The sequence below is a fragment of the Paraglaciecola mesophila KMM 241 genome (assembly GCF_000315015.1).
GTDB lineage: Bacteria > Pseudomonadota > Gammaproteobacteria > Enterobacterales > Alteromonadaceae > Paraglaciecola > Paraglaciecola mesophila.
Genome location: NZ_BAEP01000023.1, coordinates 79,267 through 103,338 on the forward strand (window position 1 = coordinate 79,267; position 24,072 = coordinate 103,338).

Genomic DNA, 24,072 nt, shown 5'->3' on the forward strand with positions numbered 1-24,072 from the left:
TACTTCATGTAGCTTCGCTCATTTTGCAGCAATTGCTCATTAAGTAAATGAATATACGCACAAATATCACTTAATCATTAACTGATTTATTGCTCAAGCATGACTTAATCAGTTCAGCTGCGCTTTTGTTACAACACTTTCATTACCATGCTTTTCATCGATGGGCATAGTCGCAGCTGTTACTGATTTCCCTTGCTTGGCAATGTTATCCCTTGGTCATTGAAGCGCAGTATCTTGCTTTGATCGGCACTAAGTGAAATATCGTCACCATAGCTCAAGGGACAGTCTCCATTAGCTTTAACGGTCAATGTACCTATACCATCGACTTGCACATGCAAGAAGGTTTCTGAACCTAGATGTTCAACCACGCCTACTTTACCTGACCAAATACCTGCATCTGTTGTAATCTGGAAGTGCTCAGGGCGCACGCCTAAACAGGTTGCGCCGTCTTCTTTGGTTTGCTTCAACTCAATAAAATTCATTTTTGGTGAGCCAATAAAGCCCGCCACAAAACGATTCACAGGATGTTGGTAAAGCTCCAATGGCGTGCCGACTTGTTCGATAATTCCTGCATTAAATACCGCAATTCTGTCCGCCATGGTCATGGCTTCAACCTGATCGTGGGTCACGTAAATCATGGTGGTTTTCAGGCTTTTATGCAGCTCTGAAATTTCCAAACGCATATTAACGCGAAGTGATGCATCAAGGTTTGATAAAGGCTCATCAAACAAAAAAGCAGAAGGCTGGCGCACAATAGCGCGGCCAATCGCCACACGTTGGCGCTGACCACCGGAAAGTTGCCCTGGTTTGCGGTCTAGATAGTCGCCTAAATTCAGTATCTTCGCAGCTGAAGCAATTTTCTGCTCAATTTCTGCAGCCGGCACTTTGGCGCGCTTTAAAGGGAACGCGATATTGTTGCGCACCGACATATGCGGGTAGAGCGCATAAGATTGGAACACCATGGCAAGGCCGCGCTTAGCTGGGGGTGTACTTGTGGCGTCTTGGCCGTCAATATCGATATTGCCACTTGTGGTGTCTTCTAAGCCTGCGATCATGCGTAGCAAGGTTGATTTGCCACAACCAGATGGTCCAACGAACACGATAAACTCGCCATCTCTTATTTCTAAATCCAGCGGTTTAATAACATTCACTTCGTCGAAGTTTTTAGTGACCTGCTTTAAAGTAATACTGCCCATGATAATTCTCCTATTTCACCGCGCCGAAGGTTAATCCGCGTACGAGTTGTTTTTGGCTAAACCAACCAAGTATCAATATCGGCGCGATTGCCATCGCTGAGGCCGCTGATAGTTTGGCGTAAAATAAGCCCTCTGGGCTTGAGTAGCTGGCAATAAACGCGGTTAACGGTGCTGCGTTTGCTGCGGTTAAAATCAGTGTCCAGAATGCTTCGTTCCACGCGAGGATCACGTTAAGTAGTAAAGTTGATGCGATACCCGGCAAAGCGATAGGCAGTAATACGTGGAATATTTCTGCACTGATACTTGCGCCGTCCATACGGGATGCCTCGAGTATCTCGTTAGGGATTTCACGAAAGTAGGTATAAAGCATCCACACCATAATCGGCAGGTTAATTAGGGTCATCACAATGACCAAGCCCAGTTTGGTGTCCAGTAAGTCAAAGTCACGGAACAACAAATAAATAGGGATCAACACGCCAACTGGGGGCAACATTTTGGTGGAGAGCATCCACATCAATAGGTGCTTGGTGCGCTTAGATTGCACAAATGCCATGGACCATGCAGCAGGTATAGCGATAAGCAAACCAATTAAGCTTGACCCAACTGAGATAACTACTGAGTTCCAGAAGTGATCAAAGTAAGGCGAGCGCTCAAGCACGTCTCGGTAGTTTTCTAGCGTCCAGTCAAACATAAACAAACTTGGGTTAGCCGATATGGCCTCCGCTTCTGTTTTAAAACTGGTGAGTAAGGTCCACAAAATCGGAAAGAAGATAGCTGCGCTTATCGTCCACGCGAGTAGGGTATAAATAACTTTTGATTTACTGCTGCTGTTAGTAGCCATGATTAACCCTCTAAGTTCTTGCCGATAAGGCGCATAAGGAAGATGGCCACTATATTGGCGATAATGACAGCGATTATTCCACCTGCAGAGCCACCACCCACGTCAAACTGCAATAACGATTGAGTGTAAATAAGGTAAGTAATATTGGTGGACTCATACCCAGGACCACCGCTAGTGGTAACGAGTATTTCGGCAAAAATCGACAGCAAGAAAATTGTCTCAATTAATATGACTGCTGTGATCGCACGAGAAAGGTGAGGCAGCACAATGTAAAAGAACTTACTGAACGGCCCAGCACCATCTAAGTCCGCAGCTTCTAATTGTTCTCTGTCTAAAGATTGAATTGCCGTTAATAGTATTAGTGCCGCAAAAGGCAGCCACTGCCAAGACACGATAATGATGATGGATAACAAGGGTATTTGAGCAAAGAAGTCCACTGGATCAACGCCGATAAACGTCGCAAAGTGAGCGAACAAACCATTGACTGGGTTCATCAACATGTTCTTCCATACTAGAGCCGATACGGTAGGCATAACAAAGAACGGTGCTAACACCATAATGCGCACGTAATTTCGCCCCCAAATTGCTTGGTCCAGCAATATGGCCAAGCCAATGCCACCACAGATAGTGATAAGCAACACACCGCCGACTAAGAGCAGGGTGTTAAAGAATGATTCGAAGAAAGCCGGATCAGTAAGGAAAAACTCATAGTTAAGAAAACCAATGAATTCCTCTGTTCCCGGGCTAAGAAGGTTGTAATCTAAAAACGAGAAATACAAGGTCATGCACAGTGGCACTATCATCCAGGCAAGTAGCAATACTACCGAAGGAAAGAGCATGAACTGTGCAAGCGTACGTGAATGTGTAGTCGCCATAACTGAGTCCCATTACTGAAGTAAAAAGGGGGCAAGCACAGCACATCGTGCCTACCCCAAGCAGAACGCTATTTTGGGTAGCGAGCCTTGCGCATGGCGCGTTCAACTAACCGTTGAGCGTTTGCCAGAGCTTGGTCAACTGTCATTTTTCCTGCTAATGCCGCAGAAAATTGCTGACCGACCGCGGTGCCTATTCCTTGAAACTCAGGTATAGCCACAAATTGCACACCTACGTAAGGTACAGGTTTCACTGTAGGATTCTTCGGGTCTACTGACTCGATTGAAGCGAGGGTAATTTCAGCAAAAGGAGCAGCTTCCATATACTTAGGATTCTCATATAATGAGGTGCGTGTGCCTGGCGGCACCGCTGCCCAGCCTTTTTCTTTCGCTACTAAGGCTGAGTAATCTTTTGAGGTTGCCCAGCTAATGAACTTTTGCGCTGCATCCGCTTTTTTGCTGCTTGACGGTACTGCTAATGTCCATGCCCATAGCCAATTGCCACGCTTGCCAAGGTCCATGTCCGGCGCCATCGCAAAACCCACTTTGTCAGCGACTTCAGAGTCTTTTTTATTGGTGACAAACGCGCCTGCTACTGTGGCGTCAATCCAAATACCGCACTTACCTGTTTGGAATAAGGCTAAGTTTTCATTAAAGCCGTTTGATGATGCTCCTGGAGGACCAGATTCTTCCATCACATCAACATAGTATTGCAGGGTGTCTTTCCACTCTTGTGTATTGAACTGTGGTTTCCAGTTCTCGTCAAACCAGCGAGCGCCAAACGAGTTCGACATGGCTGTGATAAGCGCCGTGTTCTCGCCCCAACCGGCTTTGCCACGTAAGCAGATGCCATAAACACCTGTATCTTTATCTGTCATCGCTTTGGCAGCTTGACGGATAAACTTCCAGCTTGGCTTGGTTGGCATTTCAAGACCGGCTTTTTCGAGCAAGTCTTTGCGGTACATTACCATTGAACTTTCACCGTAGAATGGTGCGGCGTAAAGTTTGTTATTGAGTGATAAACCGCTTCTGATAGCAGGTAGCAAATCTTCTTCGTCGTAATCTGGGCCTAAGCCATCTAGCTCAGTTAGCCAGCCTTGCTTACCCCAAATCGGCACTTCATAGGTACCTATGGTCATGACATCATATTGTCCACCTTTGGTGGCTACATCTGTGGTAACGCGTTGGCGCAGAATATTCTCTTCGAGCGTCACCCATTTAAGATCGATGTCAGGGTGCTTAGCTTCAAAATCTGAGCTCAGCTCTTTCATGGTGATCATATCGCCGTTGTTTACAGTAGCGATGGTAATGGTTTCAGCATTGACCGCTGGGGCCATAAATAGTGCCGCGCTGATTGATAGCGCTGTACAGGTAGTTTTGGTTAACTTGTTCAACATCGGGATTCCCCTTATGTTTTTGCTGGGAGTTTCACTAAATCTTCTCTGCATGTTTTTGCACCTGAATACCTAGTGAAGTTCAAAGGGCCAGCGATAGCCAGCCGTATACTTAAAACTTAACTGAGATCTCTGACGTGATTCCATCAAACCCAGCGCCAATTTGGCCGCCAGAGTTAATGCCTTCGTCTTGATCCACGTATTCAACTTTCAATAGAGTTTTATCGTTAAACCAGTAACCCGCTGCAACTTGTAAGCGCTCTACTGTGTTATCTGTTTGGGCAATCAAGTCAGAGGTGTTTTCGGCTTCTCCGTAACGGGCAGCCAAGTAGAATTTGCCGGGAATTACGTAGTGCTGTGCTTCAACTGTCCAGTATTCTACTGAGGACTCACCTTTAATTACGCGATTGGAATCAAATGTTGTTCCCTCAGGGTCAACGACGCCATCGGTGCCGAAATAAGTAATACCAGCAACAGCATTACCCTCGGTATCTGCAAAGGTGTAATCATCGCTTGATTGCCCTAGCATCAAAATAACGCTGGTATTTTCATTTGGTTGATAAGCTAAGTTTAGTTGAATGGTCGTTTGGTCAAGGCCAGGCATAATGCCTACGTGAGTATCACGCTCACTGCTAGGGGAAGCAGAGAAGTTGTAGTTTTCACCGTCACCGAAGCGATAATTGGTAGTGGTTAGACCGTCAAGGCTGGCAACCCCATCTTCGAAACGCAGTTGGTCGCCCTGATTAGCTTGTAAAAAGTTCAAGCCAACTTTAAAGCCGCCAGTGAACTCTAAGGTACCTTGTAATAAGTAATTAAAACCGCGATCTTCTTGGAAAGCCTCACCAAAGCTCGAGGTAGTAATGTGACCCGTCACATTGTATGCGCGGATTACGCCGCTATCAAAGCGTTCGTTATAACGTAGTTGGGCTCCGTTTTCCGCGGTGGCGTAATCGGTCATCCAGTTACCAATAAGCGCATTGCCTTGGTTATCAGCCCCGTCTTGAAAGCCTTTGAACTGAAAAGGTGAGCCGCCAATGTTACCTAAACGAAGTGTCAAGTCAGCGTTCTCACGCTTGTATTCAGTTAGCCCGAATACATCAAATTCGATACCGGCGTAATCATTATGAAATGAAAAGTCCCGATCGCCATTGTTACCAAAGTCATTTGGCTCTTCTGCAATGTCTATATCGGCGGTGATGAAATCATTGATATGAAACTTAAACATCAGGTTGGCTCGAATACGGCCAAAACCTGACGACTGTTCTTCATCTTCTGGTCTGAATGCGCCTTCTTTGGCTTGAATCGCTTGATAGTTTTGCATCGCCAAAAAGTTCACATCTACCAGGCCATCAAGGAATGTAGCTGCATTAACCTGGGCAGGCATCGAAGCGGCCATAACTGCTGCCGCAATCACTCCTAGTTTATTAAATACAGATGCAGAACGTTTATTACAGGTCTTCGAGTTAGATGGATTGATAGCGATATTGGCTGCTGTCGAAACTAATGTTGTTTGTCTATTTTTTAACATCATTGTGTCCTAGTGAAAGTCATTAATGTGTGGCTCTAAGATTTCGAATCGAAATCATCTAACGTCGATACAACCGTAAACCGTCAATACAACTGTTAACCGCTAACACAATTTGGAGCAATAGCTCTAAATGTGGTTTAAATTGCTTTTGTGGGTATATGCCCGACTGGTGAGCATAATCCCAGATCAAATTAACATCGTCAATTATTTTTGCTTACAAAGTCTTCACAACTGCTCTTACTTTGTAACTTAACCACGCAATTCAATAAGTTAGTTGTGTAAAAAATGTTGCCTAAATGTTCGTTTTTTCAGTGCCAGCACGAAGATCGAGTAGCTATGAAGGGCGATATTGGCTTTGAAGGTATGAATTAAAGACGCAAGGCTGTGTACAAACAGCGAAACCAGAAATAGATTTTTGCTACACAAAGCTCAAAATTTGATACTCAACAATGGTTGACCTTGATGAGTCGTCTACAATGTTTAGGATAAAACTTAACCAATTGTTTAATATCAATACTTTGCAATCATCGTTATTATTTAGATAAAGTTGAGTGCAAGGTCAAAACGTTCTCAATGTATGAATTTTTGCTTTTCGTATTTGGTCGTAAAGCTCACTGGTTCAGCGATAATTGTTAATATTGAAGCGGTAAAAAGGGATTGATTAATGCTGTTTAGAACAATCAAGAACACAACGACCATGCTCACAGTGGTAGCGATCGTGTTAGTGTGTGCTGCCGTTGTCGCATTCTCCGTTGAGGAGTACGAACAGCTATATCTGGAAGCAACACGAGCGGATCTTGATGGGCTATCTGAAAATTTAGCCAGCGATCTTGTGCCTCTTATAGCCTCTGATCCTGATATCTTTGAGGTCACCACGACCCTGTTACGCTTAGATCGCTACGACAATGTCAAATATGCTGTTGTTTTTGACAAAAATTGGCAACGGCTAAACGTGTACTTCGGGACTTTGTTTGTGCCAGAAGAGCTCGATTCTGCAATTGATACCAACGAGCTTAGGCTTCAGCCTCATGGTGTCGATGTAAAACACGGTGAGCTTATCGCCTTAAAGCTAGTAGGTGATGCACGTCTGCCACTTGGCCACCTCCTTATCGTTAATGACTCCTCAGGTCCCTTATATAGCAGTAAACTAACACTTCTCAAACGTGTACTGCCTTTAGTGTTCTTGGTACTGTTTGTGACAATAGTTGGGTCCTTGTTTATTCAGCGGCGGTTGTTTTTACCTTTAAGTCGACTCTCTCAGGTTGCCAAAAAAATCCAAGTTACCCACGATTATTCACTGCGAATAGACACACGCGGAAAGCAAGAAGTTGCAGAGCTGAGCCGCGATATTAATAGCATGATGGAAACCATCAACGCTGAAACGCAAAAGAACGCCAAATACACCGAGCAGCTAAAAGAGCAGCAAAAAGCCATGGAGCGCTTAGCGAATTTTGATGGGTTGACTGGCCTACCTAATCGTCAATTTTTTATGGAAACGTTAAGATTAGAGTTAGCGAAAGCGAAGAGAGATGAGCGTAATCTCGTTTTAATGTACTTTGATTTAGACGGTTTCAAAGGAGTAAATGACTCATTTGGCCATGAAATTGGTGACTTAGTATTGATGGAAGTATGCCGACGGACCAAAGGTATTTTGCGCGAAGGCGATTTAATTTCTCGCTTAGGTGGGGATGAATTTCTTATATTACTGCATAACGAACCCAATGATTTGGAGCTGTTCGAAATTTCTGAGCGCTTAGTCAGTGGGCTTAATATGCCGTTTGAAATTCAATCGTGGGAAGTACAAGTCGGTGTCAGTATTGGGATTGCTCGCGCAAGTGACTCAAATTTTAATGTCAGTGAATTCGTCAGTAATGCCGACATCGCCATGTATCGCTCTAAACTAGCGGGTCGTAGTACTCACACTGTATTCGTGCCAGAAATGATGGAAGACAACAAACGCCGCCTGCTTATCGCTAATTCTATTGCTAACGCGATTAAGTTCAATGAATTCAGTATTCATTATCAAGGCAAAGTGGGCGCTGACGAAAAAATAGTCGGCTACGAAGCCTTAATACGCTGGAAAAGCGATGTACTGGGGTTAGTATCTCCAGCCGAATTTATACCCATTGCCGAGCAAAGCGGCAAAATTTTATCTATCACTAAGTGGGTAATTAAACGAGTCTGCCAAGAGCTAGAACAAGTTCAAGGGCTACAAAAAAATGAGGTGATGGTGTCAGTTAATTTGTCAGCTCATGACATCAAAAACACGGCCCTTGTTGATTATATTCGTAAGATGTTTGTACGCTACAACGTGAATAACGCCAGCATTGAATTTGAGGTGACTGAATCTGCCTATTTAGAAAACTTCGACGTCGCTAATTTATTTCTAACTCAGTTACGTGAGATGGGTTGCTCTATTGCCCTAGATGATTTTGGCGCTGGCTATTCTTCATTAGGCTACCTCACGCAAATCGAATTGAACACGCTAAAAATTGACAAGCAATTTGTGGATAACCTGAATGTATCTAAACGCAGTACTTTGGTGACTAAAACGATTATCGAAATGGCAAAGCAGTTAAATTTAAAAATTTGCGCTGAAGGTGTAGAAACCCGTGAACAAGCCGAGTTTTTAATCGAAAACGGTTGCCACCAATTACAAGGCTATTTGTTCTCAAAACCCAAGAGCTTACTTGAAATGCTCAATATCTAAATCGTGATGAGCACCTGTGTTATTCAAGGTGTGCTATACAGCACTGTGAGTTCGTCAGGGATAGAAACTCCCACTGGTAAGTAGCCAACGGCACCTGGGTGACTTTTGATGTACTCCAAGACTGCTTTCTCAGAGGCAACTTCTTTAGGGGCTTTTTTACGCCCGGTAAATCGCATCTGAGCCCAGTAAGACTGAATTCGAGATTCAGTTAATCCAACTACTTTCGTGTTGAATAGCACACGAGTTTGATTCTTGGGAGGTAGAGAAATTGCCTCTAAATCATAAGAGAGCGCTCCGCCCATGAATAAGTTGCGTACTTGTTGGCGATTCAGTTGAATGTCTTTGTTTTCCGTATTGGCCACTACAACGATTGAGGTATTCGCAGCGGCAGGAAATCCAATAACAATGCTAATAATGAGAGAGAAAAATAAGGTCTTCATCAGAATACCCACTCCAAGGCTAACTGATAAAACATGGCTTTGCCGTCAAAAGTTTGATCACGATAGGTAAATAACCCATGGTATCCATCTCTTTCTTTTAACAGAGTAGCTTGCGCTTTGAACGCCAAATTATCCCTGTAATCCCAGCGCCCTCCGATACTGTAGCTTACAGTGCTATTGCTGCCAATTAGACTAACAATCTCTTGGTAGCCAAAAGCTAATTGATCGAGTTGAGCGTTGGCCCCAATAGGGATTTCCGAAACTGAAGCGCTGTATTTATTGGTGTCGCGGGACACTGAAGCGTATATAGAGAAGGGGGAGAAGTTCAGGCCTCCTGAGACAAAGTAACCGTTTGAATCGGGCGCAAGAAATAACTCGGTTCTTAATCTTGTGACCTCAGAGCGAAAGAAATAATCTAAGTCTTCGTAGAAAGCGCTGAGTTGGTAAAACTCGGCCTCGCCTACGTTAGTAAGCGAATCTGCGCTCTGGGTAAATCCCACTCCGCGTAATATATCACTAAAGTCGGACAATTCTTGTTGGGTAACATCGACGTCTCCTCGGTGATAGGAGGCGCGCAATGTCCAACTTTCATAACCCAATGTGCTGACGATGCCGTGGATGTTATCAACATTGACATTCAAGCTGTCACCTTGAAACATATACTTCCGATCTATCTCACCGAAGTAGGCTTCAACACTCAATGATACATTTTCACCTATGTGCTCATAGTTGGCGTGTAGTCCATCAAAGTTCGGAAACAAAAACTGCTGATAAACCTGCTGAGGTAACGACACCCAATTGTAGGCAAAGCCAACATCTGAAAAATCGCTATAACTAAACACTGGGGTACGTTGTCGGCCTAGTTTGAGTCTTAACGCTTTGGTTGGTGCGTAAGTTAAATAAAGCCACTCTATACCTGAATCGTTATCATCCCCTGTACGCCCAATCACTTGTGCTGTTGCTGAAAGATTATCGATAATCTGATAATCAACTTGCAACCCAATAAGCGATTGCTGGTTAAGGCTTACCTTATTTTCATAGCCATTAAATTCAGCATGTTCATCATCTATATAGCCCGCAACGATTCGCGCAAATCCTGAAAACTCCAGATCATCTAATACTTCTGCTTGCACCGTTGGCATGATGATCATGCTGGCTAGTCCACAAGCTAATAATGAATTTGAAATACTCTTTTTCATGATGTAAATGGCTATTTTTCCGTTTTTGCAATAAATATCATTTTCACTATCTCACTACATAGGATACCACTAGTATCCTGATGAAAACCCGTAGGTTTCAGAGAATGGTATAAATGACGGTTAAGTCATCGGGTAGCGTCAAGCTAGCGGGCAGGTATCCCACAGCTCCTTTGTTGTTCTGAAGGTATTCAAGCATCAACTGTTCGCTAGCGACTTCTCTGGGAATCTTTTTACGGCCAGTAAAGCGCATCTGTGCCCAATATGACTGAATACGCGACTCCGTTAGGCCGATAACTTTGGTGTTGAATATGACACGAGTTTGGTTTTCTGGTGGCAACGTTATGGCAATAAAATTATAACCAAGGCGTGTACCCATAAATAAATTACGCACTTCATGGCGGCTCAACAACATGCCTCGGTCTTGTGTGTTGGCAACAACGGTAATCGCATTATTGGCAAAACAAATACTTCCACTTAAACTGATAAAACCAACAATAATGAGCAGAATTTTCATCAAAATACCCACTCCAACGCAATTAAATACAACAAAGCTTCTCGGTCAAACGCGGTATCTTTAATATTAAAAAATGCGCTTTCATTGTCAGCTCCCTTGATTAAACTAACTTCCCCTTTTAATGCTAAGCCTGGCTGAAGATCCCAGCGCGTACCTAGGGTATAAGCTTCAGAACTGTTAACCGGTAGCTGTTCAAATATATTCAAGTAGCTATAAGCCAGCCCATCTAATACTGGACTAAGGCCAATCGGAATGTCACTGGCCGGTTGCTCATAATCAGTGGTGTTCTTCGAGTACGAAATATAAGAAGAAAACGGAAAGTAATTATACCCAGTAGAAAGAAAATACCCGTCTGTATCGGGTACAAAAATAAAATCCGCCTTGATTCGATTCAGCTCTCCTCGAACAAAGTAATCTACTGTTTCGTAATTAGCGCTGAATTGAAATACCTCCGTTACCCCAGTTGTGGCTAAACTATCAGCGCTCTGACTGAAGCCCAGTTGACTGAGGAGGCCGCTAAATTGCGTTACATCATCTAACGTTACACTGGTCGTACCTTGATGATAAGAGCCCCTCAAGTTCCAGTTTTTAAAGCTGATATGGCTAATTAATCCATGAAATCCTGTCGTTTTTGCTTCCATTTCGCGCTCTGAAACGACCACTTTGTCTTTGAAGTACCCCCAATAACCTTCAATATTCATCAAAAATAAGGTGCTTGGTATCTCGTAGCTTGCCATCAGCCCATCAAAGTTTGAAAAAAAGTGACGAGGGTAGGTTTGTTGGGGTAATGTCGCCCAGGGGTAGGCGTATCCCACATCTATGACATCGCTGTAATTTAGAAACGGCGTGCGCTGGCGACCGAGCTTGAGTTTGAGGGCATTAGTAGGAGTGTAAGTTAAATATAGCCATTCAATACCTGAGTCTCTTTGTTCGCCGCTGTGACCTATCAGTTGTCCAGTTACTGCCAGGCTATCCATCATCTGATAATCGGCTTGCAACCCGATTAGACTTTCATTATCAATACTGAGGGAATTGTCGTAGTTGAGGTATTCCGCATTTTTATCGTCCAAATAGCCCAAAACAACTCTGGCAAAGCCAGAAAATTGCAGTTTATCCGAGGTCTCCGCGTAAATTGGATGGGCATTGCAAAGTAAAGCCAAGCCGAACACCAATACAAAATTCCATAATCGCCAAGGCATATTCAACTAAGACCTTTATTATTTAAGGTTAAATAAAGTACCTAATGAACAAAGTACTATAGACGAGTTAAGAATCAAATAAATTTGCCTGAAAAGCTAGTATACAAAAGGATGACAAATTTATTGTTGTGTCATTATTAACGGCAAATTTTGATAAAGCTTTGATTGTTGGGGGTTGCATGATACTTCAAGAAAGAGTGATTAGGGGGTAAGTACCATCTTGACATGAAAGGTGTGCTCAATTGCAAGCTCAGTCAATAACCACCGCTAGGGAATAGTATAAATTACTGTTAATTGCTCCGGAACATCCATGCCAGCAGGTAAGTACCCTGTCGCGCCAACATTGCGCAAAAGGAATTGCAGCAACGAGGTTTCGTTTTCAAATTCCCTAGGGGCGCGTTTGCGTCCAGTGAAACGCATTTGCGCCCAGTAGGATTGAATTCGAGATTCAGTTAAACCGATTATCTTAGTGTTAAATAGTACTCGGGTATGATTTTCTGGCGGTAGCGCCACAGCTTTTAATTGATAGGGTATAACGCCGCCCATAAACAAGCTTCGCACTTGCTGACGGTTAAGTTGAATGGATTGGTCTCCGGTGTTTGCTACAACCATGACGGACTGAGCAGCGTGGGCAGCCGTTGAAAACACGAAGTACCATAGAACAAGGCAAGCAAGATACTTTTTCACTAAAATACCCACTCTAATCCAAACTGATAGAGAACAGCATGACCGTCGAAGCCACCTAAATCCCTAACGGCGTAGTCATTACTGATGGCGTTATTAGCTTCAACAAAGGTCATTTCAGCCTTTAGTGCCACGTTATACTGCCAATCCCACCGAATTCCTATTTTTGTTCCCTTTGATTCATCGTCAGGGAAGAAATCTAAGATCCCAAGATAAGTTGCTGCCAGTAAATCTAGCTCAGGTGATACGCCAAAAGGGATCTCATTGGCTAGATGCTCAAAGTGTAAGTCTTTTTTCCCATACGAAATATATACCGTGTAGGGGTAAAAGTTATAACCCGCAGAGATATAAAAGCTATCGATATCAGCGAACAGCCCCCCCAGCGCCAGTCATTTTGGTAACTTCACTGCGTAAAAAATAATCCAAATCTTCGTAATTAGCGCTGAGTTGATAAAATTGCAGCAACCCATTTGCGTTTAACCAGTCAGCATTGTTTGTAAATCCGAATTGACGAAGTAATTGAGCGAATTGCGTAGCCTCGTCCTGTTCTATATCAATGTCTCCTTGACCATACGAACCACGTAAGTTGAAGTTTCTATAGCTCACACTGGCGTTAACGCCAAAAAGCCCGATCACTTGGGTGTCTAAATCCTGGCTATCTAAATGTATTTCATCGTCGAACCTGCCCCAATAGCCCTCATAGCTGATCTGCCAATCATTCAAGGTAAATTGATAATTAGCTAAAACACCGTCGAAAGTAGAGAAAAAAGCCGTGTCGTAGACTTGTTGCGGAAGGGTTAACCAAGGATAAGCAAAGCCCACATCGAGACTGTCGCTGTGGTTAAAAAAAGGTATGCGCTGTCTGCCAAGTTTAACTTGTAAGGCGCTATTAGGGGTGTAAGTGAGGTAGAGCCATTCTAATCCTGAGGAGCGCTGATCATCTGTGTAACCAACGACTTGCCCGGTAAATGCTATTTCTTCACTCAGTCTATAGTCTGCTTGTAACCCCAAAAGTGATTGCTGGTCGATACTAATGCTGTTGTCGTAGCCTACATACTCAGCATTCTCATCATCAAGGTATCCCATTATCACTCGGGCAAAACCAGAAAATTCTAGCGGGTTTGGTGTGGCTGCGCTGGCTAAAAAAGTACTCAGACTAAATGAAAGACAGACCACTGAAGCACGCAATACTACAAGATCCATATGGTGGTAACCCTTACATTAAAATTTTTATACTATTTTACACTTGGGGGGGTTAACTGCGAAAACGGTAATGAAAAACACTAATATATTGCTTTAGTTCGTTTTTTAAGTCGTATTCCATTAAATCACTTTCAATCCCGCATTGCATTGATAATGCACGCAATAAACTATCAGGGATACTCCTTTTAGATATGCCCGTAACAATTTACCTAACCGTATACAAAACAGTCAACTCATTAGGAACTGATATTCCTTCAGGCAAGTAGCCCACAGCACCAGCATTATCGATTAGATAATCTAACATTGACTGTTCGTTGCTAAATTCTCTTGGTGCTTTTTTACGTCCAGTAAAGCGCATTTGCGCCCAATAGGATTGAATACGTGATTCTGTAAGGCCGATCACCTTGGTATTAAACAAAACGCGCGTTTGGTTTTCCGGTGGTAAAGCGATGGCATCTAAGTCATAAGGCAAAGCGCCACCCATAAAAAGGTTGCGTACTTGTAGACGATTCAGTTGCAGGGACTTATCAGAGGTATTAGCCACCACAATAATTGCTTCGGCGGCTTTCAACGAAGGGATTGACGCCAGCCAGCATGTGATAAATAGAGCGAGGAGTTTTTTCATTAAAACACCCACTCAATGCCAAGTTGATACAAGACCGCACTTCCATCGAAGTTGCCTAAGTCTTTTAGGGCAAAATCATTACTGACTTTGTCGGCATGTACATAGGTTACTTCGCCTTTTAGTGCTAGGTTGTAGCGCCAGTCCCAGCGAAGGCCGATTTTTGTCCCTTGGCTCTTATCATCCGGAAAGCCAGCAAGTACAGACTCGTAAGTGGCTGCGAGCACGTCTAAATCGGGGGATATACCGTACGGAATTTCATTCGCTGGATGATCGTAATAAACATCTCGTTCACCGTACGAAATGTAGAGAGTGTAAGGGTAAAAGTTATAGCCGGCTGAAATATAAAAGCTGTCTATGTCTGGAACAGGGCCGCTTTCCCCCACCATTTTGGCTACTTCGCTGCGAACAAAGTAATTAAGGTTTTCGTAGTTGGCACTCAATTGATAAAAGCGTATCAAGCCATCTGGGTTAAGGGTTTCCGCGCTTTGGCTGAAGCCAAATTGATTCAACACTTCTACAAACTGCGCCGCGCCAGGTAGGGTGAGGTTGGCATTACCTTCGTTGTAGGCCGCCCGAAACGTCCAGTTGTTATATGCTGCGCTAGTATTAAAGCCATATAAGCCAGTCACTTGGGTGTCAATTTCCCCGCTGGCTAAATATATTTTGTCATCGTAGCGACCCCAATAACCTTCGAAATTCATCACCCAGTTATCAAAAACGTACTCGTAGTTAGCCAATACCCCTTCGAATGTAGAGAAAAAAGCCGTGTCGTAAAACTGTTGGGGCAAGGTTAGCCAAGGGTAGGCAAAGCCAACATCTAAACTATCACTGTAGTTAAAAAAAGGTATGCGCTGTTTGCCCAGCTTAATGCGCAGGGCTTTACTAGGGGTGTAAGTTAGATAAAGCCATTCTAGCCCTGAGGAGCGTTGCTCACCCGTGTGGCCAATAACTTGGCCAGTAAGGGATAGTTGATCGTTAAAGGTGTAATCTGCTTGTAACCCAAGAAGTGATTGCTGATCAAAGCTTATGCTGTTGTCGTACCCAACATACTCAGCGTTTTTGTCGTCCAAATAGCCTAAAACCACCCGGGTAAAACCGGAAAACTTAAGTTTATCTTCTTCTTCGGCTTCGGCGTAATGCGCAACGCCGGGGAGCAATAATGAAATAAGTAATGCGAATATGTTAGCTGTTTTCATGACGCAGATAATTAGCTCATTATGGTTGTGATATGAAACATCTTTACAGTAAAAGTACTAGAGCATCGCCTAGTGTCAAACTCTTTTGAAGGAAAAGTCGAGCTGCGTCAACGCCTTTTACTTAGTGAAATGAGTGGTTAAATCGGTACTTTACCACGTTGACAATATTTCCCTAACATTAAGGCTGGCACGGCGTGAAGAAGCTTTTATTTTCAATTATCTACATCGGCAGAGTGAAGGAATTCATAAGCGTTAATACATGTTGTATTAGTCTAAAGTGCTAGGCTGAAATACATTTTTTTCAGAAAAAATGGTGTCTGAGACCTTGAGGTTCCTTGCCGGATTATTGCGAACTGCTTAAAAAACGTCTGTTGCCCATAGATGTTTCAAGATAGGCTATCGCTCAAATATGTCAGTTTTAAGCAAAACCACATGGAGCTTTTTAGCAGTGAGCTGGTCAGCCCAGCACTTTCCTTATTCTTAATTATTCTCGCGGGTTTCACCTCATTTCTAACCGCTGCAATGGGTGCCGGTGGGGGGCTATTGTTGCTGGTGGCGATGGCATCTTTTATGCCAATGGCCGCGGTAATCCCGGTGCATGGGTTGGTACAGCTTGGCTCAAACGCCAATCGCATGTTGTTAACCTTCCGGTATATCGATAAAAATATGCTCATGTATTTCGCGTTAGGCGGTTTGGTTGGCGCCTTGGTGTCATCTTTTGTGGTGCACGATTTACCGCTGGAGTGGATGAAACTCGCCGTTGGCGGGTTTGTACTTTTTTTACTGTGGGGCAAAAAACCTCGTATCAAAGAATCAAGCCCTTTTGGGAAAACAATGGCTGGGCTTATCACCACGTTTTTATCCATGTTCGTGGGCGCAAGTGGGCCATTAGTCGGTAGCTACTTGCATACTAAGGGCTACGACAAAATGCGTTTTACCGCCACGTTCTCATCCAGCATGACCATGCAACACACCCTAAAAGCCGTCGTTTACGGTGTGGCTGGTTTCGCGTTTTGGCAATGGTTGCCCTTAGTTGTTGCTATGATCGCCGCAGGGGCCTTAGGTACATGGTTAGGGCTAAAATTGCTACACAAAATACCCGCCGCAAAGTTTCAGCGTTTAGTGCAAATTGTGCTATCTGTGTTATCGCTTAACCTGATGTGGCAAGCGATTGAGGTATTGTTTTTATAATCGAACACTTTGACTTCTTGGATCTAGACCCAGCTTTAAACTTAGCTCCGATGCTGAATAGGACTAATCGTTAGTTAGAGCGAGCGCGCATAAAATGAATCTTTTTGCGCCGTGCTAATAAGTGGTCACTAGGGCAATACAGCTCGCCCAAAATCCAGCCACCTTGGCCACCATCCACTGCTTTTATATCACTCGCGTCATAAACCGTGTCACAGCTTTTACAATGCACTTGCCCTTTACCCGCTTCAATCATATCGGCGGCGATATACTCAAAACGGTCAAACGAAGTGGGCACCACGTTACACACAAAAAGCGCCGGGTCGTAGGTGCGCAGCCAGCGATGAATATAATGCTCTTGAGTGTTTGGGAGGTTAGGCGTGTTTACCCAACTGCTTGTTTGCGAGTCAATTTCAGCTTCGCCGTCACTCGCCTCGCACTCAGCATCTAGGCTGTCGTTTGCGCTGTCGGTATCATCGAAAGAAACCGGCTTAGGGTTTAGCTTATCGAAAACCAAGGGTAGCAAATCAGCGGTTTCAAAAATAAAACGCCCATCAAGCCTTTCACCGTAAATATCTGTGCCCTTGTACATAATATGCGAGCCACACTGGGGCAGTGTATCTACAAATGAGAGCCATTCTTGATGCAATGTTTGGGCTTCACGCTCGGCATTGCGCGCGCTGTTTTTCACTATGTTTGGGTCAACTGGCCTTTGCTCAGGCGCAACAAGCTCTGGTTCAGTAATAAAACGTGTTTTGTCTTCACTTTTAAACCACTTCCAGAACAACACAGGCCACACAAAGATATAGGCAGTCGCTCGAATCAGCATCAGGTTGAGTGACGCGGGAATATCGACCCTGTCTTTGTACAGCCACCAATAGCCCACAAACACAAAAGCAGAAAATATCCCAATCGAGAAATAGAAATTGAAAAGATACACAGTGTTGTTACTCCTTTAACGTACTGAACAGTAATACCGGCAAGACATCAGAGCATTTAAAGATGTGCTGTATCTGAAAATGCTGAGTGTGTTAATCCGTTATCAAACAAGCGCTTGAGTTAGGGTCTCTAAACTGCGTGCCAATGTAAAATAAGAATAATTAATTTTTCAGGTGTTCCCGTATTGCGTGCTCCGCGCAGTACAAAGGGTAAACGAAACTCTGCGGTTCTAATGCTGATGAACCTCGACCACACTGGCATAGAAGTGTTTGCCGCTCTAGTCGAGTATAAAGCAGTCCCTCAACAGCTCTCTTTCCTCTTTGCTGATACCTGCTTGTTGAGCAAGGTTTTCCCACTTTGAGACAGTATTTAACAATCTTTGGTGGATGCTATTGGCGGTACTGTCATTAACGTGAAAGTACTCTGCAACCTCAAATGCCAAGCCTATCGAGAGCGCGTTACTCACATCATTAATATTAAGGTGTAGGCCAGTGGCATATAACATGGGGTTGATATCGTAGGCTGGAGATAACCGCCAGCCAGTGGGCTGCAGAATGAATCCGTGATTTCTCAGGTGATCATCGCAATTCGAGACCATGATGTTAAACAGCATTCTTGTCCAAAGTTGTTCAAGATCGTGCTGAGTATTAGAGCCGTGTTGTATGAGAAATTCTGCAAGTTCCAAGTAGCTTGCACCATCATCCTGCCCATCAAAGTATTCTAGCTGAGTCATCGCGGAACTGAAGTGAAGCCGTTTCCCTGAATCGGTGCGGTCGAACCTTTTCGTTAAAAAAATATGATGTCTGCCAATGGCTTCAACTTTGGACTCTGCCATTTCGATGCCTGACTCAATCGCCATTTGGTATACGACGAACTCCCATAGGCCAATATCGTAATCATCATGACGACTGGGAAACTTGGCTAACCACAAACTATTATCGTGATTTCTTATCGATGCCTTTGGTCTGGCTCCACCTAATGATGAACCCGGTGAAATCAGCATATTGAGCCATTTTAGATAATCTGGATTATCTAAATCTGGTTTTTCTTCTATTTTATTTGCAGCTTGTAATAGCTCGGGTAGGTTGGTTATTGCTGGCGCAGATAGCTCATGATTATCGTCTAAGAATGGACCTGTTAATGATGTGCGAAAGCGCAGTGCACCCATGCGAAATGAGTCGTGAACGCCCAGCAAGTAATCTGTCTCGTATAAACTTTTAGCTCGTCGTTTCTCTCGTCGAGCGATAACGGCTTCTCTACGTTGCATCAGCAACCGCCCCCATCGATCAGGGCATGAATCGAGGAATACTTTGAAATTTTTATCGCTCTGCGCATGTTGCTCTCCAACGAATAACGTTAGAGAAGGATCAATCTGGAGAACATAGTCGGAGGCTAACCACTTTTCATCATAACTAAAGCTGAAATGCTCTTTTCCTCTTATTTCAGACGAGCGTAATGTGCCGACTAACATAGGGTCAGTGGATTCAGTCCAATAAGCATAAACGTGGATTTCCATAATGCGACGCTCTTATTTTTTATTCAGCAATTGGATGTCTTGCAGCTTTCTTCCTAGCTCGTCATCAAATGCGATTTTAGTTAGGTCGTCTACTAGGCCCAGGGAGGCTAAAACGTTGACGTAGTGCCCAAGCGAAACGGAAGGGTCACCCTTTAAGATTTTTCGTAACGTCGGTTTAGATATCCCTGTTCTACTGTACATCACTTCTTGGGTAATACCGCGTCGCTTCATCGCCAGAGTTAAGTTTTCGCCCAAGATGCTTAATACCTTTTTGTGTTTTGGGAAAACGACAGCAGAGCGCTTTGTCTTTGATTTAATAGCATTCATAGTGAAACTATATTTTCTTTAATCCGTAATTTATAAAATTATAGTTTCATTTTAATATTAAAGAAAGTGATATATCGACCCTCCCAATTGTCTGCATATGAAACTAAAATTACTTTTTTAGTAAAATTGTGAAACTATAGTTTCATGTTTATGGGGTTTAACATCATTAATTTACCCAAACAAGTCCTTATCAATAAGATCACATACCATCCCTCGCGCATTTCGGGGCAGTATGGCAGGGCCTTGATTCACGGTACTTAGCAATTACTCAAAATTGGCCGCAACGCTTTTATTACTTGGGGCATCGTTGAAAAAATTGAGTAGGTACCTACCAATACCTTTAGGCAGCAGCAAGGGCTTGGCCTTTATCTGGCTACTGCGTCAATAGCAGCAAATAACCCAATCGAGAAATAAAAATTGAAAAGAACCACAGTGTTGTTACTCCTTTAACGTACTGAAAACCCTGAGGTAAGTGTTCTTTATACAGATTGCTTGTTTATTGGAATTGGTATAACTAAGAAAGACAAATCATTTTGCATCGGGTACATTTTGTTACGTAAAGTTCAAGCTGTTGCCTGTGCTTACACTTTAAGTATTTTACCCTCAGCGATATTATGAAATTCGCACTGCCGTAAAAATAGCCAGTTGATGTGTCACAAGGATTAATGTGTCTAACGATTATTACAACAGTAAAGTTCAAGAAATCGCGCCGCAATATTTATCGTTGTCGTTTGACCAAGTGCACGAAAACTGGATTCACTATTTACCTGCTATTTTAGATAAACCCAATGCGAGCATTCTTGATGTTGGGGCAGGTGTTGGCCGAGATGTTAGTCATATCGCCAATCTGCTAGCCGAAAAATATCAAAGTGACAATCAGTGCCGTGTATATGCGGTAGAGCCCGCAATACAAATGCTGAAAAAAGGGCAAGCTACAACCAAAGGGCAAAATGTTCATTGGCTGCAAGATTCATTACCCGCATTAGATAAAACCACCCGCTTAGAAATTAGCTTTGACCTCATATTACTCAGTGCTGTTTGGATGCACATTCCCGTTACTCAAAGAAGCCGCTCATTAAGAAAACTAGCCAATTTGCTTAAACCCGGCGGTAAAATCGTTATATCGCTGAAATTTGGTATGACAGCCGAAGAGCAGCATGAAAGGAAAATGTTCGACGTCAGCGTTGAAGAGGTAGAGGCACTAGCGCAAAACCTGGGTTTGTTCTCCAAGTTTGAAGCGCAAAACTCAGAAGACCAGCTAGGGCGTGATGGTGTTTACTGGCAAACCCTTGTATTGCAAATGCCAGACGATGGCACAGGTGCCTTCCCGTTTATACGCCATGTGGCTATTAATGACGGCAAATCTGCTACGCACAAATTGGCATTGTTAAGAGTCTTATTAAGAATTGCTGATGGCCATGCCGGTGCGGTACTAAGGCGTGAAACCTCTGCAAACGGTGACAGAGTCATATTGCCGCTAGGATTGGTGGCTTTGTATTGGGTACACCAATACAAAGATTTAATCGATTATCATGGGTTATTTCAAACGCCGAATAAAAGCCCCAATATGGGTTTTATGAAAGACGACGGCTGGAGGCAACTAACTCACAGAACCTCAGCTGATTTTCGTATTGGTAACTTATTTATCGGTGCTGACGCGAAAGCGTTATACCGAACCCTCACGGCCAGTGCGCAAAATATAAGAGACATGCCATGCACGCACATTACGCTACCCAACAGTGATACTCAGGTGTTTGAAGTAGACGCCAAAACAGTTCGAGCAAAAGACAGTATATTTCTCGACTTAGATTCCCTAACTAAGTGGGGCGAGTTCTCATTACCTGAAACAACTTGGCTAGCGCTTAGCCGATATGCCTGTTGGATAGAGCCCGTATTAGTCTGCGAATGGGCAAAAACCATGGCCAGCTACCAAGGCAATAAACGCTTCAATTCACCATACAAACAACACGCGCTGTACCAAGCATTAAAATGGGAAGAGCCAGTGCGCTCAACGATAGACGTACGCAAACGGTTCGACGCACTTGCGACCACCCAACAGATGCAATGTGTCTGGTCAGCCAAACCCCTGAAACATGAATACGACATCGATCACAGTATGCCTTTTTCCCGCTGGCCAAATAATGATTTATGGAACCTAGTGCCCAGCGACAGTAAAGAGAACAATAGTAAAAGAGATAAATTACCCTCGGAAAAAAGACTCAATGCCGCCAAAGAGCGTATGCAACACTGGTGGGCTACAGCGTGGTTAAACGACAATAGTCACAACCAGAAACAACGATTCTTCGCCGAAGCGAATATCGCACTCCCGGGACTCAGCGCACAAAACGACTCTATCGATGATGTATTTGAAGCCCTACTGCTACAAAGAGGGCGCTTGAAGGATATGCAGCAATTGAGTGAGTGGTAGGGTGGATAATAGCTTTCAGTCACTGAAGCTTTCCACAATTCCCAAAGAGCCCCTATCTGCTTACAGGCATCGAAATTTTCCAACGGATCGTATTATTAGATTTCTTACCAATGAATTAACCAAGACGGCTTATTAATTATTAACTGCTGCTAATAAAAATATTTTGGACTTGGTATCACGCCCAACGTTGATCATACCGAGAAAATGTTTGTGGCCTGCTACTAGCGCAAAGCTAGTGTTATCGTACTATACGGAATATATCCTTGCTCTATTATCAGCAGTTGATAAGATGTGCCGCTTATGTATAAGCGTACAGTCTTTTGATTGACTGAGCGCTGGACTTAAAATGAAGGGCTCAATAAACAAGGGTACTTGTTAGTTTCATAATTAATTAGCATTGCACCGTTTATCCGAGCTGGGGTGTATGAAATGTTGCGAGAACAGTACTTGTGTAAACAATGAAAAACGCAAAACAATTGCGCTGCGTTATTGGGATTAAAGGGCAAAGCCCCGAACCCGATTACCCCGTGACATCTGGTTTGATTCGCTGAAATCCGTGGCTAACGCGCTGTCGAAAGAAAACCAGCAACTGTTAAAAGTAATTGCCGAGCATCAGCCGCAATCAGTGACGGAGCTAGCCACGCTTACCGGTCGGGCGGTGAGTGAATGTGTCAAGAACACTGAAAACATTGGGCAAGTACAATTTGCTTGGAATGCAAAGCACAAAAACATGCTTCGCCCTACAATCATCCATCTAAAATTTTTAGTAGTAGTTAATAATGAACAATAAAACTATCGTCCTTTTACAAGCAGAAGAAATTATTAAGCCCTTAGCACTTGAGCATGTACCACAAGACAGTGACGTTGAAGCGGTAATCGATCAATGGTTACACGCCATTGCAACCGATAGCCAGTTTTACTGTAACCCAGATATCAGCAAGCCAGAGAAGCTTAAAGAAAGTGTAATTAGCCAGTTGAAACTACGTGGTTTATACACAACACGAGACGCGTTTTTTAATGAGGTATTTGGTGTTTTAAAGCTAAAACCTGATTGTGATAATAAATTTCGCTTTATCGATTTATTTGCTGGGATAGGTGGGATAAGGCTGGGAGCTCAATCCAATGGAGGGATTTGTGTCTTTTCTTCTGAGTTCGATTCTTTTGCTCAAAATACATATTCATACAATCATGGAGAGCACCCATTTGGTGACATAACAAAAATTCAAGAAAGAAATATTCCTGATCATGATGTACTGCTGGCGGGGTTTCCTTGTCAACCATTTAGTTATTCAGGGCGCTGCGAAGGTTTTGAGGATAAAACAAGAGGCACGTTATTTTTCGATGTTCTGAGAATATTGGAGAAAAAAAGACCTAAGTTTGCCCTTTTAGAGAACGTGAAAGGTTTTAAATCCCATAACAAAGGGGAGACTATGTTTATAGCGCTCAAAGCTTTAGAGGAAGCAGGTTATGAACCTTATTGGACCATTCTGAATAGCTACGATTATGGTGTGCCTCAATATCGTGAAAGATGGTACTGTGTTGCTATTCGAAAGGATCTAGGTATTACTGATTTTTCATTTCCAGATTTAAAAGATAGGAAAACTAAACTTAAAGATATAATTAATTTAAGCGAAGATGACCAATCTTTATCTATTACAGATTTTGAAAAAGAAAGAATTAAATATCATTTTGATAATTATCATAAACAGGAAAGAGTTCAGCACGACAACTCAATGTATGAACCTCACACGAAAAAGGGGAGACATGGAGTATTTTCATTTTTGAAAGCTGACGGTTCGCTAAGGTTTCATGTCGGAGACGTTGCAAAAACTCAGATACAAGAAGCGTTTTACGCTAGCTTAGAAACTTATGCACCCACGATTATTGCAAATCGTGTCCCCAAATTATGGGATATCCAGAGAAAACTATCTGTAACTGAATCGCTACGTCTTCAGGGCTTCCCAGATGAATTTCATTTCAGAGTATCTAAAGCACAAGCCTATAAGCAATTAGGTAACTCAGTCACAGTGAATGTTGTTCAAGCAATTATTGAAAATATTATAAAAAATTAAG

Annotated in this window: 20 protein-coding genes and 1 pseudogene; 5 read left to right on the plus strand and 16 right to left on the minus strand. The window is 43.2% G+C overall.

Annotation, left to right across the window (positions count from 1 at the left end; genetic code table 11):
* Positions 1–179 precede the first annotated feature (179 nt).
* The 5 genes from GMES_RS05330 to GMES_RS05350 form a co-directional block, all read right to left on the minus strand.
* A complete protein-coding gene (locus GMES_RS05330; protein WP_006991566.1) occupies positions 180–1,196 on the minus strand; it encodes an ABC transporter ATP-binding protein in 1,017 nt (338 codons plus the stop codon).
* A 10-nt stretch (positions 1,197–1,206) separates the two neighbouring features.
* A complete protein-coding gene (locus tag GMES_RS05335) occupies positions 1,207–2,037 on the minus strand; it encodes a carbohydrate ABC transporter permease (protein ID WP_006991567.1) in 831 nt (276 codons plus the stop codon).
* A 2-nt stretch (positions 2,038–2,039) separates the two neighbouring features.
* Entirely contained in the window at positions 2,040–2,912 is an 873-nt protein-coding gene (locus GMES_RS05340; protein WP_006991568.1) for a carbohydrate ABC transporter permease, read from the minus strand.
* 68 nt (positions 2,913–2,980) lie between these two features.
* Entirely contained in the window at positions 2,981–4,306 is a 1,326-nt protein-coding gene (locus GMES_RS05345) for an ABC transporter substrate-binding protein (protein ID WP_006991569.1), read from the minus strand.
* 109 nt (positions 4,307–4,415) lie between these two features.
* Positions 4,416–5,831 (minus strand): hypothetical protein, encoded by a 1,416-nt coding sequence (locus tag GMES_RS05350; protein WP_006991570.1) that lies wholly within the window; start codon positions 5,829–5,831, stop codon positions 4,416–4,418.
* Positions 5,832–6,495: 664 nt separating this feature from the next.
* Here GMES_RS05350 and GMES_RS05355 point away from each other — a divergent pair.
* Positions 6,496–8,541: a putative bifunctional diguanylate cyclase/phosphodiesterase gene (locus GMES_RS05355; RefSeq protein ID WP_006991572.1), complete on the plus strand. Its 2,046-nt coding sequence runs from the start codon at positions 6,496–6,498 to the stop codon at positions 8,539–8,541.
* Between the two features lie 23 nt (positions 8,542–8,564).
* Here GMES_RS05355 and GMES_RS05360 read toward each other — a convergent pair whose 3' ends face one another.
* From GMES_RS05360 to GMES_RS05395, 8 genes and pseudogenes are all read right to left on the minus strand, one after another.
* Complete coding sequence (locus GMES_RS05360; RefSeq protein ID WP_006991573.1) at positions 8,565–8,981, minus strand: type 2 periplasmic-binding domain-containing protein; 417 nt, start codon at positions 8,979–8,981, stop codon at positions 8,565–8,567.
* Positions 8,981–10,180 (minus strand): hypothetical protein, encoded by a 1,200-nt coding sequence (locus GMES_RS05365; protein WP_039986675.1) that lies wholly within the window; start codon positions 10,178–10,180, stop codon positions 8,981–8,983. Before GMES_RS05365 ends, GMES_RS05360 begins: the two co-directional genes overlap by 1 nt.
* A 97-nt stretch (positions 10,181–10,277) precedes the next feature.
* Positions 10,278–10,694: a hypothetical protein gene (locus GMES_RS05370; protein ID WP_006991575.1), complete on the minus strand. Its 417-nt coding sequence runs from the start codon at positions 10,692–10,694 to the stop codon at positions 10,278–10,280.
* The gene (locus GMES_RS05375; protein ID WP_006991576.1) at positions 10,694–11,893 is read right to left on the minus strand and encodes a hypothetical protein; all 1,200 of its coding nucleotides are present in this window, start codon (positions 11,891–11,893) and stop codon (positions 10,694–10,696) included. Before GMES_RS05375 ends, GMES_RS05370 begins: the two co-directional genes overlap by 1 nt.
* 267 nt (positions 11,894–12,160) lie before the next feature.
* Positions 12,161–12,580: a hypothetical protein gene (locus GMES_RS05380; protein ID WP_033185047.1), complete on the minus strand. Its 420-nt coding sequence runs from the start codon at positions 12,578–12,580 to the stop codon at positions 12,161–12,163.
* Positions 12,580–13,780: pseudogene (locus GMES_RS05385) on the minus strand (porin). Before GMES_RS05385 ends, GMES_RS05380 begins: the two are co-directional and overlap by 1 nt.
* Positions 13,781–13,985: 205 nt before the next feature.
* Positions 13,986–14,405, minus strand: coding sequence for a hypothetical protein (locus tag GMES_RS05390; RefSeq protein ID WP_006991578.1), 420 nt, complete (start codon positions 14,403–14,405; stop codon positions 13,986–13,988).
* Complete coding sequence (locus GMES_RS05395; protein ID WP_006991579.1) at positions 14,405–15,601, minus strand: hypothetical protein; 1,197 nt, start codon at positions 15,599–15,601, stop codon at positions 14,405–14,407. Before GMES_RS05395 ends, GMES_RS05390 begins: the two co-directional genes overlap by 1 nt.
* Positions 15,602–16,033: 432 nt before the next feature.
* Here GMES_RS05395 and GMES_RS05400 point away from each other — a divergent pair, with 432 nt between their 5' ends.
* Positions 16,034–16,792 (plus strand): sulfite exporter TauE/SafE family protein, encoded by a 759-nt coding sequence (locus GMES_RS05400; protein ID WP_006991580.1) that lies wholly within the window; start codon positions 16,034–16,036, stop codon positions 16,790–16,792.
* Positions 16,793–16,862: 70 nt separating this feature from the next.
* Here GMES_RS05400 and GMES_RS05405 read toward each other — a convergent pair whose 3' ends face one another.
* From GMES_RS05405 to GMES_RS05415, 3 genes are all read right to left on the minus strand, one after another.
* Positions 16,863–17,729, minus strand: a complete 867-nt coding sequence (locus GMES_RS05405) for a hypothetical protein (protein ID WP_006991581.1) — start codon at positions 17,727–17,729, stop codon at positions 16,863–16,865.
* A 276-nt stretch (positions 17,730–18,005) separates the two neighbouring features.
* Positions 18,006–19,244, minus strand: a complete 1,239-nt coding sequence (locus GMES_RS05410) for a type II toxin-antitoxin system HipA family toxin (protein ID WP_006991583.1) — start codon at positions 19,242–19,244, stop codon at positions 18,006–18,008.
* A gap of 12 nt (positions 19,245–19,256) precedes the next feature.
* On the minus strand, positions 19,257–19,571 hold the full coding sequence (locus GMES_RS05415) for a helix-turn-helix domain-containing protein (protein ID WP_039986680.1): 315 nt from the start codon (positions 19,569–19,571) through the stop codon (positions 19,257–19,259).
* Positions 19,572–20,238: 667 nt separating this feature from the next.
* Here GMES_RS05415 and GMES_RS05420 point away from each other — a divergent pair.
* The 3 genes from GMES_RS05420 (at position 20,239) to GMES_RS05430 (ending at position 24,071) form a co-directional block, all read left to right on the plus strand.
* Positions 20,239–21,999, plus strand: a complete 1,761-nt coding sequence (locus tag GMES_RS05420; protein WP_006991585.1) for a class I SAM-dependent methyltransferase — start codon at positions 20,239–20,241, stop codon at positions 21,997–21,999.
* 556 nt (positions 22,000–22,555) lie between these two features.
* Positions 22,556–22,789: an HVO_A0114 family putative DNA-binding protein gene (locus GMES_RS22995; protein WP_006991586.1), complete on the plus strand. Its 234-nt coding sequence runs from the start codon at positions 22,556–22,558 to the stop codon at positions 22,787–22,789.
* Complete coding sequence (locus tag GMES_RS05430; RefSeq protein WP_006991587.1) at positions 22,779–24,071, plus strand: DNA cytosine methyltransferase; 1,293 nt, start codon at positions 22,779–22,781, stop codon at positions 24,069–24,071. The genes GMES_RS22995 and GMES_RS05430 overlap by 11 nt, the downstream gene beginning before the upstream one ends.
* The last annotated feature ends 1 nt before the right edge of the window (position 24,072 follow it).